At 36.6% G+C, this 15,335-nt stretch carries 15 protein-coding genes; all 15 read right to left on the bottom strand.

Going from position 1 to position 15,335, the window contains the following annotated elements; all coding sequences use genetic code 11:
• Window positions 1–21: 21 nt before the first annotated feature.
• Window positions 22–1,437: a F0F1 ATP synthase subunit beta gene (gene atpD / locus FEU33_RS14280; RefSeq protein ID WP_146550154.1), complete on the bottom strand. Its 1,416-nt coding sequence runs from the start codon at window positions 1,435–1,437 to the stop codon at window positions 22–24.
• A 48-nt stretch (window positions 1,438–1,485) separates the two neighbouring features.
• Window positions 1,486–2,346 carry an ATP synthase F1 subunit gamma gene (atpG, locus tag FEU33_RS14285; RefSeq protein WP_146550155.1) on the bottom strand — a complete coding sequence of 287 codons (861 nt, stop codon included), beginning with the start codon at window positions 2,344–2,346 and terminating at the stop codon, window positions 1,486–1,488.
• Between the two features lie 53 nt (window positions 2,347–2,399).
• On the bottom strand, window positions 2,400–3,920 hold the full coding sequence (atpA, locus tag FEU33_RS14290) for a F0F1 ATP synthase subunit alpha (RefSeq protein WP_146550156.1): 1,521 nt from the start codon (window positions 3,918–3,920) through the stop codon (window positions 2,400–2,402).
• Window positions 3,921–3,948: 28 nt separating this feature from the next.
• A complete protein-coding gene (locus FEU33_RS14295) occupies window positions 3,949–4,485 on the bottom strand; it encodes a F0F1 ATP synthase subunit delta (protein WP_146550157.1) in 537 nt (178 codons plus the stop codon).
• On the bottom strand, window positions 4,482–5,006 hold the full coding sequence (atpF, locus tag FEU33_RS14300; RefSeq protein WP_146550158.1) for a F0F1 ATP synthase subunit B: 525 nt from the start codon (window positions 5,004–5,006) through the stop codon (window positions 4,482–4,484). Before atpF ends, FEU33_RS14295 begins: the two co-directional genes overlap by 4 nt.
• Before the next feature lie 169 nt (window positions 5,007–5,175).
• On the bottom strand, window positions 5,176–5,388 hold the full coding sequence (atpE, locus tag FEU33_RS14305) for a F0F1 ATP synthase subunit C (RefSeq protein WP_066791746.1): 213 nt from the start codon (window positions 5,386–5,388) through the stop codon (window positions 5,176–5,178).
• A gap of 76 nt (window positions 5,389–5,464) precedes the next feature.
• Complete coding sequence (gene atpB / locus FEU33_RS14310; protein WP_146550159.1) at window positions 5,465–6,178, bottom strand: F0F1 ATP synthase subunit A; 714 nt, start codon at window positions 6,176–6,178, stop codon at window positions 5,465–5,467.
• Between the two features lie 28 nt (window positions 6,179–6,206).
• Complete coding sequence (locus FEU33_RS14315) at window positions 6,207–6,578, bottom strand: ATP synthase subunit I (RefSeq protein WP_146550160.1); 372 nt, start codon at window positions 6,576–6,578, stop codon at window positions 6,207–6,209.
• A gap of 581 nt (window positions 6,579–7,159) precedes the next feature.
• Window positions 7,160–8,284: a non-hydrolyzing UDP-N-acetylglucosamine 2-epimerase gene (gene wecB, locus FEU33_RS14320; protein WP_146550161.1), complete on the bottom strand. Its 1,125-nt coding sequence runs from the start codon at window positions 8,282–8,284 to the stop codon at window positions 7,160–7,162.
• Between the two features lie 16 nt (window positions 8,285–8,300).
• Window positions 8,301–8,930, bottom strand: a complete 630-nt coding sequence (gene upp, locus FEU33_RS14325; RefSeq protein WP_146550162.1) for a uracil phosphoribosyltransferase — start codon at window positions 8,928–8,930, stop codon at window positions 8,301–8,303.
• Window positions 8,931–9,016: 86 nt separating this feature from the next.
• Entirely contained in the window at window positions 9,017–11,200 is a 2,184-nt protein-coding gene (locus FEU33_RS14330) for an EAL domain-containing protein (protein ID WP_244951061.1), read from the bottom strand.
• Window positions 11,201–11,324: 124 nt separating this feature from the next.
• Window positions 11,325–12,587 carry a serine hydroxymethyltransferase gene (glyA, locus tag FEU33_RS14335; protein WP_146550164.1) on the bottom strand — a complete coding sequence of 421 codons (1,263 nt, stop codon included), beginning with the start codon at window positions 12,585–12,587 and terminating at the stop codon, window positions 11,325–11,327.
• A 21-nt stretch (window positions 12,588–12,608) separates the two neighbouring features.
• Window positions 12,609–13,157, bottom strand: coding sequence for a TIGR01440 family protein (locus FEU33_RS14340; protein WP_146550165.1), 549 nt, complete (start codon window positions 13,155–13,157; stop codon window positions 12,609–12,611).
• A gap of 25 nt (window positions 13,158–13,182) precedes the next feature.
• On the bottom strand, window positions 13,183–13,626 hold the full coding sequence (rpiB, locus tag FEU33_RS14345) for a ribose 5-phosphate isomerase B (protein ID WP_146550166.1): 444 nt from the start codon (window positions 13,624–13,626) through the stop codon (window positions 13,183–13,185).
• 415 nt (window positions 13,627–14,041) lie between these two features.
• Window positions 14,042–15,334, bottom strand: a complete 1,293-nt coding sequence (locus tag FEU33_RS14350; protein ID WP_146550167.1) for a methyl-accepting chemotaxis protein — start codon at window positions 15,332–15,334, stop codon at window positions 14,042–14,044.
• Window position 15,335: the final 1 nt, after the last annotated feature.

Genomic DNA, 15,335 nt, shown 5'->3' on the forward strand with positions numbered 1-15,335 from the left:
TTTTCCTCCAAGTCCCTAGTATTAAAGTTCTACGCCCATATCTTTTGCTTTCGCAACAACTTCTTCGATTGTACCTACAAGACGGAATGCATCTTCAGGTAATTTATCGTATTTACCTTCAAGAATTTCTTTAAAGCCACGAACTGTATCTTTTACATGTACATATGATCCTGGTTGACCTGTAAATTGTTCAGCTACATGGAAGTTTTGAGATAAGAAGAATTGAATTCGACGAGCACGTGCTACAATCAATTTATCTTCATCAGATAATTCATCCATACCTAAGATAGCGATAATATCTTGTAATTCATTGTAACGTTGTAATGTTGCTTGAACTCGACGAGCAATATCATAGTGCTCTTTACCCACAATTTCAGGTGATAATGCACGAGAAGTTGAAGCCAATGGGTCAACAGCTGGGTAGATACCCATTTCAGAAAGTTTACGTTCAAGGTTGGTTGTAGCATCTAAGTGAGCAAATGTTGTAGCTGGAGCCGGGTCAGTATAGTCATCGGCTGGTACATATACAGCTTGAATAGATGTTACAGAACCTTTGTTTGTAGAAGTGATACGTTCTTGTAAACGTCCCATTTCAGTAGCAAGTGTTGGTTGGTAACCAACGGCAGAAGGCATACGACCTAGTAAGGCAGATACTTCTGAACCTGCTTGAGTGAAACGGAAAATGTTATCGATAAATAATAGAACGTCTTGTCCCATTTCATCACGGAAATATTCAGCCATTGTAAGACCAGTTAGGGCTACACGCATACGAGCACCTGGTGGCTCATTCATTTGACCGAATACCATCGCTGTTTTATTAATAACACCTGAATCGCTCATTTCATAGAATAAGTCATTTCCTTCACGAGTACGTTCACCAACACCAGAGAATACGGAAATACCACCATGTCCTTGAGCAATGTTGTTGATCAATTCTTGGATTAAAACAGTTTTACCTACACCGGCACCACCGAATAATCCTACTTTACCACCTTTGATATATGGTGCTAATAAGTCTACTACTTTAATACCTGTTTCAAGTACTTCAACATTTGTTGAAAGTTCTTCGAATTGAGGTGCTTCACGGTGAATTGGGTCACGGCGAGCATCTGCTGAGATTGGATCTTGTAAGTCGATTGTATCACCTAGTACGTTGAATACACGACCTAATGTTACTTCACCAACTGGTACTGAAATTGCAGCACCTTTGTCTGTTACTTCTGCGCCACGTTGTAAGCCATCTGTAGATGACATTGCAATGGTACGAACAGCATTATCGCCTAAATGAAGAGCTACTTCTAATGTAAGTGTTACAGCATCTTCATTAGGACGTTTGATTTCTACAGTTAGCGCGTTATTAATATCTGGTAATGTGTTGTTATCGAATTGTACATCGACAACTGGACCCATTACTTGAAGAACGTGTCCTGTGTTCATACTTGTATTTCCCTCCTATCAAACTAATTACAAAAGGTTAGGGAGAGCCTATTCTAAGGCTGCAGCTCCACCAACGATTTCGGTAATTTCCTGTGTAATATGCGCTTGACGTGCACGGTTATACAGAATTGTTAAATCATTTATTAAGTCATGAGCGTTATCTGTAGCGCTCTTCATTGCTGTCATACGTGCAGCATGTTCACTCGCTTTACCATCTAGTAACGCACCATAAATCAAGCTTTCCGCATATTGTGGTAATAACACTTCTAGAATTGCTTCACCTGATGGTTCGAATTCATAAGAAGCTGTTACAGTGCTTGTTGGAGTAAGATCAGTAATTGGAAGTACTTTTTTCTCCGTTGGTTCGTTAGAAATTGCACTGATAAAGTGACTATAGTACATATAAAGTTCATCATAAGTACCATCTGTGAACATACCAACAGCTTTACGAGCAATTTGTTTAATATCTGCAAATGAAGGTTGGTCAGGAAGACCAATTTCTTCATCAACTACGTTAAAACCTTGTTTTTTAAAGAAATCACTAACTACACGACCAACTGCAAAAATAACAACATTATCTTTTGTTTGATTGCGTTTATCCATTCCATCTAGTGCTGCACGAATAACATTTGAGTTGTATGCTCCTGCTAAACCACGATCGGAAGCGATCACTAAGTAAGCAGATTTTTTCACAGGACGAGCGATCAACATTGGATGTGAACCATCTGGTGTACCTGCTGCGATTGCGGCAACAACATCTTGAATTTTATCCATATATGGAACGTAGGCTTTCGCATTTGCTTCAGCACGTGACATTTTTGAGGATGACACGAGCTGCATAGCGTTCGTAATCTTACTAGTACTAGTTGTAGATTTAATACGTTGTTTTACTTCACGTAATGATGCCACTGGTATTTCACCACCTTACAGTTTTATTTTAAAATTCACAAAACTATGCCATCTTACTCAGCTGAAGAAGCGAAAGTTTTTTTGAAAGCATTGATTGTTGAAGCTAAATCCTCATCAGATGGAAGACCTTTAGTAGTGCGAATTTGATTTAAAACGCCGGCGCCATTTTCATCATTAACATCTAACCAAGCATATAGCTCTTGTTCAAAACGAACGATATCTTGAACTGGGATATCATCTAAGAATCCTTTAGTTAATGCATATAAAATAACAACTTGTTTTTCAACTTTGATTGGTTTGTTAAGATCTTGTTTCAACACTTCTACTGTACGTTTACCACGTTCAAGTTTCGCTTTAGTAGCGGCATCAAGGTCAGAACCAAATGCAGCGAATGCTTCAAGTTCGCGGTAAGCAGCTAAGTCAAGACGTAGTGTACCAGCAACTTTCTTCATTGCTTTGATTTGTGCTGAACCACCAACACGTGATACAGAAAGACCTGCGTTGATTGCTGGACGAACACCTGAGTTGAATAAGTCAGATTGTAAGAAGATTTGTCCATCAGTGATGGAGATTACGTTTGTTGGAATATAAGCACCGATGTCCCCTGCTTGTGTTTCAACGAATGGAAGAGCAGTGATTGAACCGCCACCATAAGATTCGTTCAATTTAGCAGCACGTTCTAATAAACGACTGTGTAAGTAGAATACATCACCAGGATAAGCTTCACGACCTGGAGGACGACGTAATAATAATGAAAGTTCACGATAAGCAGCTGCTTGTTTAGAAAGATCATCATATACGATTAATACGTCTTTACCTTGAAGCATTAATTCTTCACCCATAGATACACCCGCATAAGGAGCTAAGTATAATAATGGTGCTGGAGAAGAAGCGCCTGCAGTAATAACGATTGTATAATCTAAAGCACCGTTTTTACGTAAAGTTTCAACTAAGCTACGTACGGTTGATTCTTTTTGTCCAATTGCAACATAGATACATGTTACATCTTGGTCAGCTTGGTTTAAAATTGCATCGACTGCAACAGATGTTTTACCTGTTTGACGGTCACCGATGATTAATTCACGTTGACCACGACCGATTGGAACTAAAGCATCGATTGCTTTAATACCTGTTTGTAATGGTGTATCAACTGATTTACGAGCCATTACACCGAAAGCAGGGCTTTCGACAGGGCGAGTTTTAGTAGTATTGATTGGACCTTGTCCATCAACTGGTAAACCTAGTGGGTTTACAACACGACCAATTAGTTCTTCACCGACTGGTACTTCCATAATACGACCTGTACGACGAACTTCATCGCCTTCTTTGATGCCTTTAGCTGGGCCTAGGATAACGATACCAACGTTATTTTCTTCTAGGTTTTGTGCCATACCAAGAACACCAGTAGAGAATTCTAATAATTCTCCAGCCATTACGTTGTCTAGGCCGTGAGCACGAGCGATACCGTCACCAACAGTGATGATTGTACCGACTTCGCTAACTTGCAATTCAGATTGGTAATTTTCCATCTGTTTTTTAATAAGTCCACTGATTTCTTCAGCTTTGATGCCCACGTTTGTCACCTCTCAAATAATTATTGGATTAACCGATCAATTCACGTTTTAAGCCAGCAAGTTTTGTTGCGACAGAGTTATCGTAAATTTGGTTTCCGATTTGAACTCGAATTCCACCAAGTAGTGATGCATCGATTTCGTTAGTAATACGAAGCGCATTTTTTCCTACTTTTTGAGCAAATACAGTAGAAATGCGGTTTGCTTCTTCTTCAGTAAGTGCACGTGTTGAGAATACGACTGCATCTGCAACACCTTGAGCATTGTTTGCTTGATTGATAAATGCATCAATAACACTTACTACTTCATGTATACGTTTTTTATCAATTAAAAGTTTTAAAGCATTGATAATAATTGGTTGTACGGAAGCGAATAACTCAGAAAGGATTGCTTTCTTTTTGTCAGCATCGATTTTTGGCGTATCAAGTAATTTGAATAATTCTTGATTTTTTTCAAAAACGACTTTCACTTCACGCAAATCTTCTGTTACTTCTTTTAAAAGATTTTTTTCTTGTGCTAATTGAAACAATGCTTTAGCATAGCGATTCGCTGCAGTCGATTGACTCATCGATTTTCCCCTGCCTTCGCAATCGTTTCTTCAATTAGAGAACGATTATCTTCTTCTGAGACTTCTTTGTTAAGCACTTTAGAAGCGGCAAGAACAGAAAGTGAAACCACTTCTTCGCGAAGAGCGGTAATTGCTTTTTCTTTTTCAGTCTCGATGTCACGTTTCGCAGATTCTTGTAAACGTGCTGCTTCATTACGAGCTGCTGAAACAATCTCTTCTTTTTGAAGATCTGCTTGTTTCTTAGCGTTTTCAACAATTGCTTGCGCTTCCACACGAGCTTCTTTAAGAAGGCTACGTTGTTCTTCTAATAATTTCTTCGTTTCTTGACGACTTTTTTCAGCTGTTTCTAAGTCACCAGCAACTTGTTCTTCACGTTGTTGCATAATTCCCATCAAAGGACCCCATGCGAACTTTTTCAAAAGAAGCATTAGGACGATGAAAATGATCAAAGTAACTAGGATATCTCCCCAGTTCACACCAGAGTGCGCTGCTTCACCTAGTGATAGATAGTCTAAAAACACGATTGTTTCACTCCCTTCAAGAGCTTAGAGTTCAAATCATTTATGATTGGAATCTTTGTTAGATATAAATTCTAAAGGAATTTTGCCTTATAAATATAAAGGCATAAAGGAATGGCGAAGGATTCCTAATGAAATTTTCTTCGCCATCTCATAAAACAATTACAGACGATTATTTATTCATAACGATAAATGCGATAACTACCGCGATGATTGGAAGGGCTTCGACTAATGCTACCCCGATGAACATAGTTGTTTGAAGAACGCCACGAGCTTCTGGTTGACGAGCGATACCTTCTACTGTTCTTGAAACGATTAATCCGTTACCAATACCTGCACCAAGTGCACCTAAACCAACTGCGATTGCTGCTGCTAATAAACCCATTGTAAATTTTCCTCCTTGGAAATAGTTCTTATTTTTTGGTTGTCAGCTGTCTAGCAAAGAGCTAAACAATTTATACTTAATGGTTTTCGCTCACTTTGTGAGAGATGTAAACCATTGTTAACATAACGAAAATAAATGCTTGGATTGAACCGATGAAAACGGAGAACCCTTGCCATGCTAGAGTTGGAACTGCTGCTGCTAGGAAGCCCCAGCCTGACCATGCAGTACCTAGACCTGCAAGTAAACCTAGTAGAATTTCACCTGCATAAATGTTACCGTAAAGTCGTAGACCCAATGTCAATGTATTGGCAAACTCTTCAATGATTTTCAATGGGAACAAGAAAAACATTGGTTTAGTAAACGACCCGATATAATGATTCATACCACGTAGTTTAACTCCATAATAGTTTGATAATACTAGAATCATTACGGCTAGAGTCATTGTGATTGTAGGATCTGCTGTTGGCGATTTCCACCAAAGTTCTCCATTTACTTGTACTGAGAAAGGAAGACCCAGCATGTTCGCAACAAAGATGAACATAATCAGTGTGATTCCTAAAACATGGAACCTTCCACCAGTTTTCCAGTCCATATTGCTATTGATAATATTCTTTACGAAATCCATTATCCACTCCATAAAGTTTTGCATGCCTGTTGGTTTTAACTTCAGATTTCTAGTAGAAATGAAAGCAATTAAGAAAACAATTACAGCGGTAACCAGTAATACTAAAATATTTGCTGGGTTAAATCCTAATCCCCATAACTCAAAATGCGGATTTCCATGTTGCACTTTGCATTCACCTCACTTTCAAATGTGCTTATTGGTTTTTTTCATGAAATACGATCCTGTCTACTAAAAGCAGAACGTACGGAATCATTAGCCCAATGACCACACTCACCAAGTGAAAATACTTTGGCCAAGTAATTGCCACTGCTACAGAGGCAACACCAGATGCAAAGCGTAAGCCCGATCCCATAGATGGTACTTTTTTGCCTTCACTTAATGCCTGATCAAAGCGTTCCATTCTTCGGACGAGAATCCAAAAGTTATAGTGACCAAAAAGCACACCCACTGCGAGACCAGCAAATACAGTTTTATATGCCGTAAATCCCCAGCCTAACGCAAAAAATGCGAGCAAAAAAAAGACAGCCTTCTTCTGCTTAGCAAAAATTTGATGCAATTCTAGCATTGGTCTTTAATCTCCTGAATCTTATTTTCTTCGAATGATGGAAGTATAACTGACCACCGAATGGATGTCGGATAAGTAGTGTAAAACTACACTAGAGGTGGAAGCCGTTTAAACTCACATTTGAGTTGAATCGGATCCAAATGGTGAGAGATAAGCTTTAATGATAAACTACCGCCTCATAAGGACATCTAATAGACGTACAAAAACCGCTAAAACTTTACAGAAAATAATTTTTACTGCAAAATTAGTAGAAACTTGGTATCTAAAGAGTTTCCATTATGATTTTGAGCCATGAAACCCTTATCATTCTTACCCTTTGTAAGCATACAATAGTGAATATTTCATGTCAATTGGTTAGAGTGAAAAACTTCACAAGCAATGTTATTTTGTCAAATTGTAGACAAATTTTGAACAAAATATTTCAATTCAGAATTTTTCTTTTACGACAAAAAATATAAAATTGTTAAAAAAGAACTATAAATCATGAGGTGTGTTTATAAGTAATTATTCTGTATACCAAAAATAGTATGCTAGAATACTATCTAGCATACTATTTTACTTTATAGGAAGCCTTATCTATCCTACTTATTATTTTGTGATAGGTAATCGAGCAATGCTTTTACAATTCTTGCAGAAGCATGTCCATCACCATAAGGATTGGATGCTTGCGCCATTCTTTGGTATTCATGCTGATCTACCAATAATTCTTTTGCCACACGATAAATTGTATCCTCATTGGTCCCTACTAATTTCAATGTACCTGCTTCAATGCCTTCTGGTCTTTCAGTCGTGTCTCTTAAGACAAGAACAGGTTTACCAAGTGAAGGTGCTTCTTCTTGAATACCACCTGAATCTGTCAAAATCATATAAGATTTTGAAGCAAAGTTGTGAAAGTCAAATACTTCAAGAGGTTCGATGAGATGGACTTTAGGTTCATCTCCTAGTATTTCATTAGCAATTTCACGAACAACTGGATTCAAGTGCACTGGATACACAACCTGAATATTATCAAACTCCGCTAATAGGCGCCTGATCGCTTTAAACATATGACGCATAGGTTCCCCTAAGTTTTCACGACGATGTGCTGTTAGTAGGATCATTCGATCTTGACCGATTTGTTTTAGTACCGGGTGCTCATAGTGATGACTAACCGTTGTTTTCAACGCATCGATCGCTGTATTACCTGTTACAATGATACTTTCTTCTGCCTTATTTTCACGCAATAGGTTGAGTTTTGCTTGTTCAGTAGGTGCAAAATGAATATCCGCCATCACTCCTGTTAGTTGACGGTTCATTTCTTCTGGATAAGGTGAATACTTATTACCGGTTCGTAGTCCTGCCTCTACATGTCCAATCACAATTTGATTGTAAAATGCGGCCAAACTTGCAATAAATGTTGTCGTCGTATCACCATGTACAAGAACAATATCAGGTCTTGCCTCTTTCATAACAGCATCAAGTCCTTCAAGCCCTCTTGTCGTGACATCAAGAAGCGTCTGACGATTCTTCATAATATTCAAGTCATAATTAGGCGTGATTTGAAAGGTTTCAAGAACTTGATCTAACATTTGTCTATGCTGAGCTGTTACTGTAACAATTGTTTCGATTTCATCGGGATGCTTTTCTAGCTCTAATACGAGTGGTGCCATTTTAATGGCTTCTGGTCTAGTTCCAAAAACAGTCATAACTTTCCACTTTTTAGACATTTCAGCACCCCCTCTATTATTTTGTTCCGAATAAACGATCCCCGGCATCACCAAGACCTGGCACAATATAACCGTGATCATTTAATTTTTCATCTAAAGATGCGATGTAGATATCGATATCAGGATGTTCCTTTTGGATGGCTTTAACACCTTCTGGAGCTGCGATTAAACACATGAATTTAATATTTTTTGCCCCTCGTTTTTTTAGCGAATTAATCGCTTCTATAGCCGAGCCACCTGTTGCTAACATTGGGTCAACGATGATAAAGTCACGTTCTTCTAAATCTGCTGGGAATTTCGCATAATACTCAATAGGTTTTAAAGTTTGTGGATCTCTATATAAACCAATATGAGCAACTTTGGCAGCTGGAATTAGCTTTAAAACACCATCTACCATACCTAAACCTGCACGAAGAATTGGTACAATAGCAATTTTCTTACCTGATAAAACTTGTGTTTTCGTTTTGGTAATAGGTGTTTCAATTTCAATTTCTTCAGTTGGCATATCACGTGTGATTTCAAATGCCATAAGTGTTGCTACTTCGTCCACTAGCTCACGAAATTCTTTTGTTCCTGTGTTTTTATCACGAATATATGTTAGTTTGTGTTGGATTAATGGATGGTCAAATACAAATACTTTACCCAAAAAGATCTCTCCCTACTTTATATTTATCTTGCTTATTATAGCAGAAAAAAAACGGTCTTATGTAATTTTGATTTTTCTTTTTTTAATTATCCCAGTTCGTTTAATAATTGGTTTGCTTGATCCATCGTCATCGGTTTGTAAAAATGATAACCTTGACCAACATCACATCCAATATCACTTAATATATCTGATTGCTCTTTATATTCGATTCCTTCTGCCACCGTATTTATATTTAGATTATTCGCCAATTGCACAATCGTACGAATAATAGCGAATGTTTTTGGATGATCAATATGATCGATAAAGCTTTTGTCGATTTTTATCTCTGCAAAGGCTAATTCAGTCAAGTAATTCAAGGAAGAGAATCCCTTTCCAAAGTCATCCATTGACGTTTCAAAGCCATGTAATTTTAAACAACTGATAATGGTACTTGCCTTTTTAAAATCAGCTAGACCTATATTTTCGGTAATCTCTATTTTAATATAACATGGGTCAATTTGATATTGACGTAACTTTGCTACTAGATTATCAACAAAGTCTTTCTTGTAAAAATGTTGCGGTGATGCATTTACTGCTACTTGGTATAAAGGTAAATTCAAATATTTTCGATTAAATAGCCATTTTAATACTTCTTCTAAAATCATATCCTCAATTTCAATAATCTTTCCTGTATGTTCAGCAACTGGAATAAACTCATCTGGATAAATCATATTCCCATCATGGATCTGCCAACGGGCTAAAGCTTCAAAACCAATAATCTTCTTTGTTTGAAGAGAAAGTTTTGGCTGTAAATATGCCCTGAACTCTTTTTCTTTCAATCCATAAATGATTTGGTTATATATTTTTCGTTGTCGATATATTCTGTCATTTTCTTCATCATTAAAAAGTTGAATGTGATCGCCCGGTTTTTCCATCGATTTTGAAAATGCCTGATCAGCATGTCTGATGCACTCTTCTAAAGAATGATCATCGTCTATTGGACACACTCCTACACTTATGGTGATATAAATTTCAGAGTTTTCTATTATGTATGGGCTTTCTACAAGAGATTTTATCTTTTTATAGCAATTAAATCGTTCACTTGATTCTGAAGTATAGATGATCAATGCATTTGTCACAAAAGATGCGATTATATCATTCTCATTTGCCTTTAACGATGCCATTCTATTCGCTATCTGTGTCAATAATGCATATCCTGCTTTTCGACCATATATATTCACAATATCATCATATTCTTTAGGGGATATTATACTAATATAACCTTTTGGACATTCTGAGATTTTTTCTTGTATCTTTCTTTTAAAATACTCCAAGCTATACAATCCAGTATTAGGATCTCTATAAATATATCTCCATGTCTTCTTTTGTTGCCTATTATATTTATCCACAGCTTTAATAACCACAAATAATTGTTGGAAAAATGATACATCCATTTTTTCTAATACTAAATTTTGTGAATATGCAATCATAAATGTACCCATTAATTTTTGTTCATCATGGATGGCTATTAAAATAGCTTTATCATAATGAGTGCGATCATCATTTAATAAATAGCTGTATGGTTCCGTTAAAACATTTTCTATGGTATATGTAGAATTTTTTCTCAATGCTTTTTTTAAATAACTGATACATGTAGACATTTCAATTTTATTCCATGCATCAATTATTTTTTGCGAAAACTTTTCTGATAAAATCTTTTGTGCCGTATCATCTTCGTCATAAAGTATGAGACTACAAGCAATATCGCTAGGTGTATATTGCTGCTCTATTGTTTTACAAATATCTGATAATATTATTCTAGGGTCTTTATCCTGATTATAACTTTGCATAGTTCTTCGATAAATATCATATAACATCTCATTTTTGGTCTGTTCTGTTATATTATAAAAAGTAGCCATGTATAATGTTTTTGCGTTTCCATCAAATTGCAACGGACGAAATGTTACTTCGCATTGTACAATGTTATTTTCCTTTGTTATGATATACATTTTCGTCATAAATGGATGGTTTGTTTTAGAAATTTTTCCCTGTATTTCTTGCAGTTTTGCCTGATTTTCTGATGGCATTTGATACGAAAATAAAGACGCCCCTATTACTTCTTGTTCATTGTATCCAGCTAATCTGATAAAGCTACTATTTGCAAATACTATTGGGTAATCATTACTTTCTGCATCAAACACCACCACTCCCCCAATAACTCCATGTTTCTGTTCATCATTAAAGTTTTGAAGCCAATCCATTAATTCATCGGATAATTGAGGTGAATGCATATTCACAAGATTTTCCTCCCCGTTGTCAAAATAACGAACACCATTGATATAACTATTATACTAAATAGATAATCAAAAAAACTACTTTTGCATTATAGCAAAAGTAGTCATTTTCGTTTATTTATTATTTTGAATAAATTGGGTGATTATCTGTTAAGGCTTTTACACGTTTAATAGCATCTTGTTTTACTGCTTCATCTTCAGGATTTTTTAATACTGCAGCTATAATAGACGCAACTTCTTTCATATCTTCTTCTTTAAAGCCTCGGGATGTTACAGCTGGTGTACCAACACGAATACCAGAAGTGACAAATGGACTTTCCGGATCGTATGGGATGGTATTTTTGTTGGCTGTAATGTTCACATCATCAAGTAATTTTTCTGCAACTTTACCTGTTAGACCTAGAGAACGTACATCTAATAGTAATAAGTGGTTATCTGTACCACCTGATACAAGTTTGACGCCTTCTGCTTGCAATGCTTCCCCAAATACTTTTGCATTTTTGACTACTTGTTCAATGTATTCTTTAAATTCAGGTTGTTGTGCTTCACCGAACGCTACAGCTTTACCTGCGATGACATGCATTAACGGACCACCTTGAATACCTGGGAAGATGGATTTATCGATTTTCTTGCCCCATTCTTCTTTGGCAAGGATTAATCCACCACGAGGGCCACGTAGCGTTTTGTGTGTAGTTGATGTTACAAAGTCTGCATATTGTACAGGATTTGGATGTAAACCTGCAGCAACAAGACCAGCAATATGGGCCATATCAACCATGAAATAAGCTCCAACTTCATCAGCTATTTCACGGAATTTAGCAAAGTCAATGATACGTGGATATGCAGATGCACCTGCTACAATGAGTTTTGGTTTATGTTCTAGAGCTTTTTGGCGGACATCTTCATAATCGATTAAGTTTGTATCTTTTGTAACACCGTATTCTACAAAGTTATATTGAATACCTGAGAAGTTAACGGGGCTCCCATGAGTTAAATGGCCACCATGAGATAAATTCATCCCTAAAACTGTATCACCAGGTTGTAGAATTGTAAAATACACCGCCATGTTAGCTTGTGCACCTGAATGTGGTTGTACGTTGGCATACTCAGCACCAAAGATTTCTTTTAAGCGATCACGAGCAATATTTTCCACAATATCTACGTACTCACAACCACCATAATAACGTTTACCTGGATAGCCTTCAGCATATTTGTTCGTTAATACGGAACCTTGTGCTTCTAATACTGCTTTAGAAACAATGTTTTCGGAAGCGATTAACTCAATATTCGCTTGTTGACGAGCAAATTCTTTTTCAATTGCTTCAAATACTGCTTTGTCTTGTGACGCAATAGTTGATTGTTCTTGTGCTGCAAGATTTTCCATTACATCTATTCCTCCTAATTTCTACTCTTTGTTATATACTGCTCTCTCGCCACCAATCAATTTAGGGCGAGTTTTTGCAACTGTCACAACTGCATCTCCAATATGTGAGATAGAAGTGCGAACAGGAATTGCCACTTTCTTTAAATGCATACCGATTAATGTTTGACCAATATCAATGCCTGCATGCGCTTCTATCTCTTCAACCACAACTGGGTCTTGAAATTGCCTATACGCATACGTAGACATTGAGCCACCAGCTTTTTGAACAGGTACGACAGAGACTGGCTCTAATCCATATTGTTCAGCTACAGCTCTTTCTATAGTTAAGGCTCGATTTATATGTTCGCAGCCTTGAAACGCTAAATAAAGTTGATGTTTTTCAGCAAACGCTTCGAATGGTTTATACAAAACTTCAGCAATTTCTAAACCACCTGCAGTTCCAATTTTTTTACCTTTTACTTCAGAAGTCGAGCAACCTATGACAAATATTTGCCCTTTACGAAAGGTAACCTGTTGTTCAAATTCAGAAAGCAATGTTTTTAGCTGTTCTTCTATTTGCTGTAAGTTCATCGTTTAAGACCTCGAATCCTGTCAGTTATTCTTGTTCTTCTAAAGCCTTGATTTTGTTGATACGACGTTCATGGCGTCCACCTTCAAAATCTGTTGATAACCAAGTTTGAACGATTTCACGTGCAAGTCCTGGACCAATGACTCTTTCACCCATCGCCAACACGTTAGAATCATTATGGCAACGTGTTGCTTTTGCACTGAATACATCATGGACTAATGCGCAACGAACACCCTTTACCTTGTTGGCTGTTATAGACATCCCAATACCCGTTCCACAGATTAAAATACCACGATCAAACTTGCCACTAGCTACGCCATTAGCAACTGGTAAAGCATAATCTGGGTAATCGACTGAATCAGATGTTTTTGGTCCAAAGTCTTCATAACTGATCCCTAGTTCTTCCAGTAAAGCTATGATTTCTTTTCTTAAATGATTGCCACCATGATCTGATGAAATTGCAACTTTCAATGAGTTCCCTCTTTTCAATTGTTCTATTCATCATCAGTTTACCACTTCTATATGTATAATGACATATTTTTCGTTCAAATGCGAGGGTTAGTTTGATAAAATACGAATAATTTTATGATTGAATCTAAATTATATGATATATTGTCGTGAAATTACGAATATATAAGTCATTTTATTGTTATAAATTCGTAATTTGACGATTGAAGAGATTTTGTAAGACTACATTTCAATCTCTGTAAATGAAGCTAAAAATACAGGGCTTTTTAGAATTGAAGTAAATATAGATCCTGATTTTTTCCTGATCAACTCGTCTGAGATCAAAAAATAGTATGCTAGGGAACACCTCTAGCATACTATTTTGGAATAAACTTCTTTTTTGGTTAAACGCTTGTCACTGGAAATATGTTTTTTTACATTAACGTTCGAATTGTTGAATCACTTGATATAATTCTTCGGATTGTTTCTTTAAAATTTGAGATAACTCGTCAATTTGCTCAATGGATCTTACTTGGTCATCAGTTGCACTTTGTACTTCTATTGCGCCTGCAGAGGTTTGTTCTGCAATAGCAGCTACTTCCTGAGATTGATGTGCAGTTTTTTCGATATTATGCAACTGCTTGCTAACAAATTCAGAAATTTCCACAATAGAATCTGCCATTTCACTAACCGTTGAGGTCATTCCATCCACTGCAGAAGTTGTTTCCGAAATACGTGCTACTTCACCTTTCGCAAAATCAACTTGTTCTGTCATTTTACCAACGACTGTCTGAACATCTAATTGAATCGTTTGAATTAACTCTGTAATTCCTTTTACAGCTTCTGCACTTTCATCTGCAAGTTTACGTACTTCTTCCGCTACGACAGAAAATCCTTTACCATGTTCTCCTGCTCTTGCTGCTTCGATGGAAGCATTTAATGCTAAAAGATTTGTTTGTTCAGCAATATCTCCTACTAATTGGATAATTTGTTCTATTTTCAATGCATTTTGTTCAAGCTGATGTATATCTTGAAGCGCCAGTTGATTGCCAGATGCAATTTTTTTAATCCCATCAACTAATTGATTGATAGCACCTGTCGTATGTTTTAATTCACTCATCATCTGTGTAGATTGACTAGATGACGTTATTGCATGTTGATTTACTTTTTCTGCCAATAATCGAACATCTTCTAAAGCTTCTGCTGTTTCTTGAATAGCCCGTGCTGAGTTTGAAGCCCCTTCTGAAATATTAGAGATCGTTTCAGCAATTGACTCTGTTTGCTTAGATGCTTGTCCCGTTTCTTCAGACAAATTGATAACTGTTTTATTGGTTGTTTGGAAATTTTGATTGATACTTGAAACCATTTGGCGAAGACTGACAAGCATTTTTTGGAAAGCCTCTGACAATGAACGGATTTCATCTGAACTATTTGGTAATTCTATATCCTTGCCAATTTTTCCTTCGGCAGCTTCAATCGCTACATCTTCCAGTTTTTGCAACGGTTTGACTAATAGAGAACTAAAAACTCCAGCTAAAATACCAGACCATATGATACCTAAAGTATATGTAATGATTTGAAATACGATTTCTTTAACATTTGGAAAAAAATAAGGTTGCAAATACTCGATAAAGAAGAAGCTAACGCTATATGTAATGACTGCCAAACAAGTTACAAATAGAATAAGTTTCTTTTTTAAACCAAAAGAATGTTGAACACTTTTTTTTGTCATG

It is taken from the genome of Rummeliibacillus suwonensis (assembly GCF_007896435.1).
Taxonomy (GTDB): Bacteria; Bacillota; Bacilli; order Bacillales_A; family Planococcaceae; genus Rummeliibacillus; species Rummeliibacillus suwonensis.

Coding starts and splice junctions, on each gene's coding strand:
- atpD (WP_146550154.1), bottom strand. CDS start 1,437: ATGAACACAGGACACGTTCTTCAAGTAATGGGTCCAGTTGTCGATGTA.
- FEU33_RS14295 (WP_146550157.1), bottom strand. CDS start 4,485: ATGAGTCAATCGACTGCAGCGAATCGCTATGCTAAAGCATTGTTTCAA.
- atpE (WP_066791746.1), bottom strand. CDS start 5,388: ATGGGTTTATTAGCAGCAGCAATCGCAGTTGGTTTAGGTGCACTTGGT.
- FEU33_RS14315 (WP_146550160.1), bottom strand. CDS start 6,578: ATGCTAGAATTGCATCAAATTTTTGCTAAGCAGAAGAAGGCTGTCTTT.
- wecB (WP_146550161.1), bottom strand. CDS start 8,284: ATGTCTAAAAAGTGGAAAGTTATGACTGTTTTTGGAACTAGACCAGAA.
- FEU33_RS14330 (WP_244951061.1), bottom strand. CDS start 11,200: ATGCATTCACCTCAATTATCCGATGAATTAATGGATTGGCTTCAAAAC.
- glyA (WP_146550164.1), bottom strand. CDS start 12,587: ATGGAAAATCTTGCAGCACAAGAACAATCAACTATTGCGTCACAAGAC.
- FEU33_RS14340 (WP_146550165.1), bottom strand. CDS start 13,157: ATGAACTTACAGCAAATAGAAGAACAGCTAAAAACATTGCTTTCTGAA.
- FEU33_RS14350 (WP_146550167.1), bottom strand. CDS start 15,334: ATGACAAAAAAAAGTGTTCAACATTCTTTTGGTTTAAAAAAGAAACTT.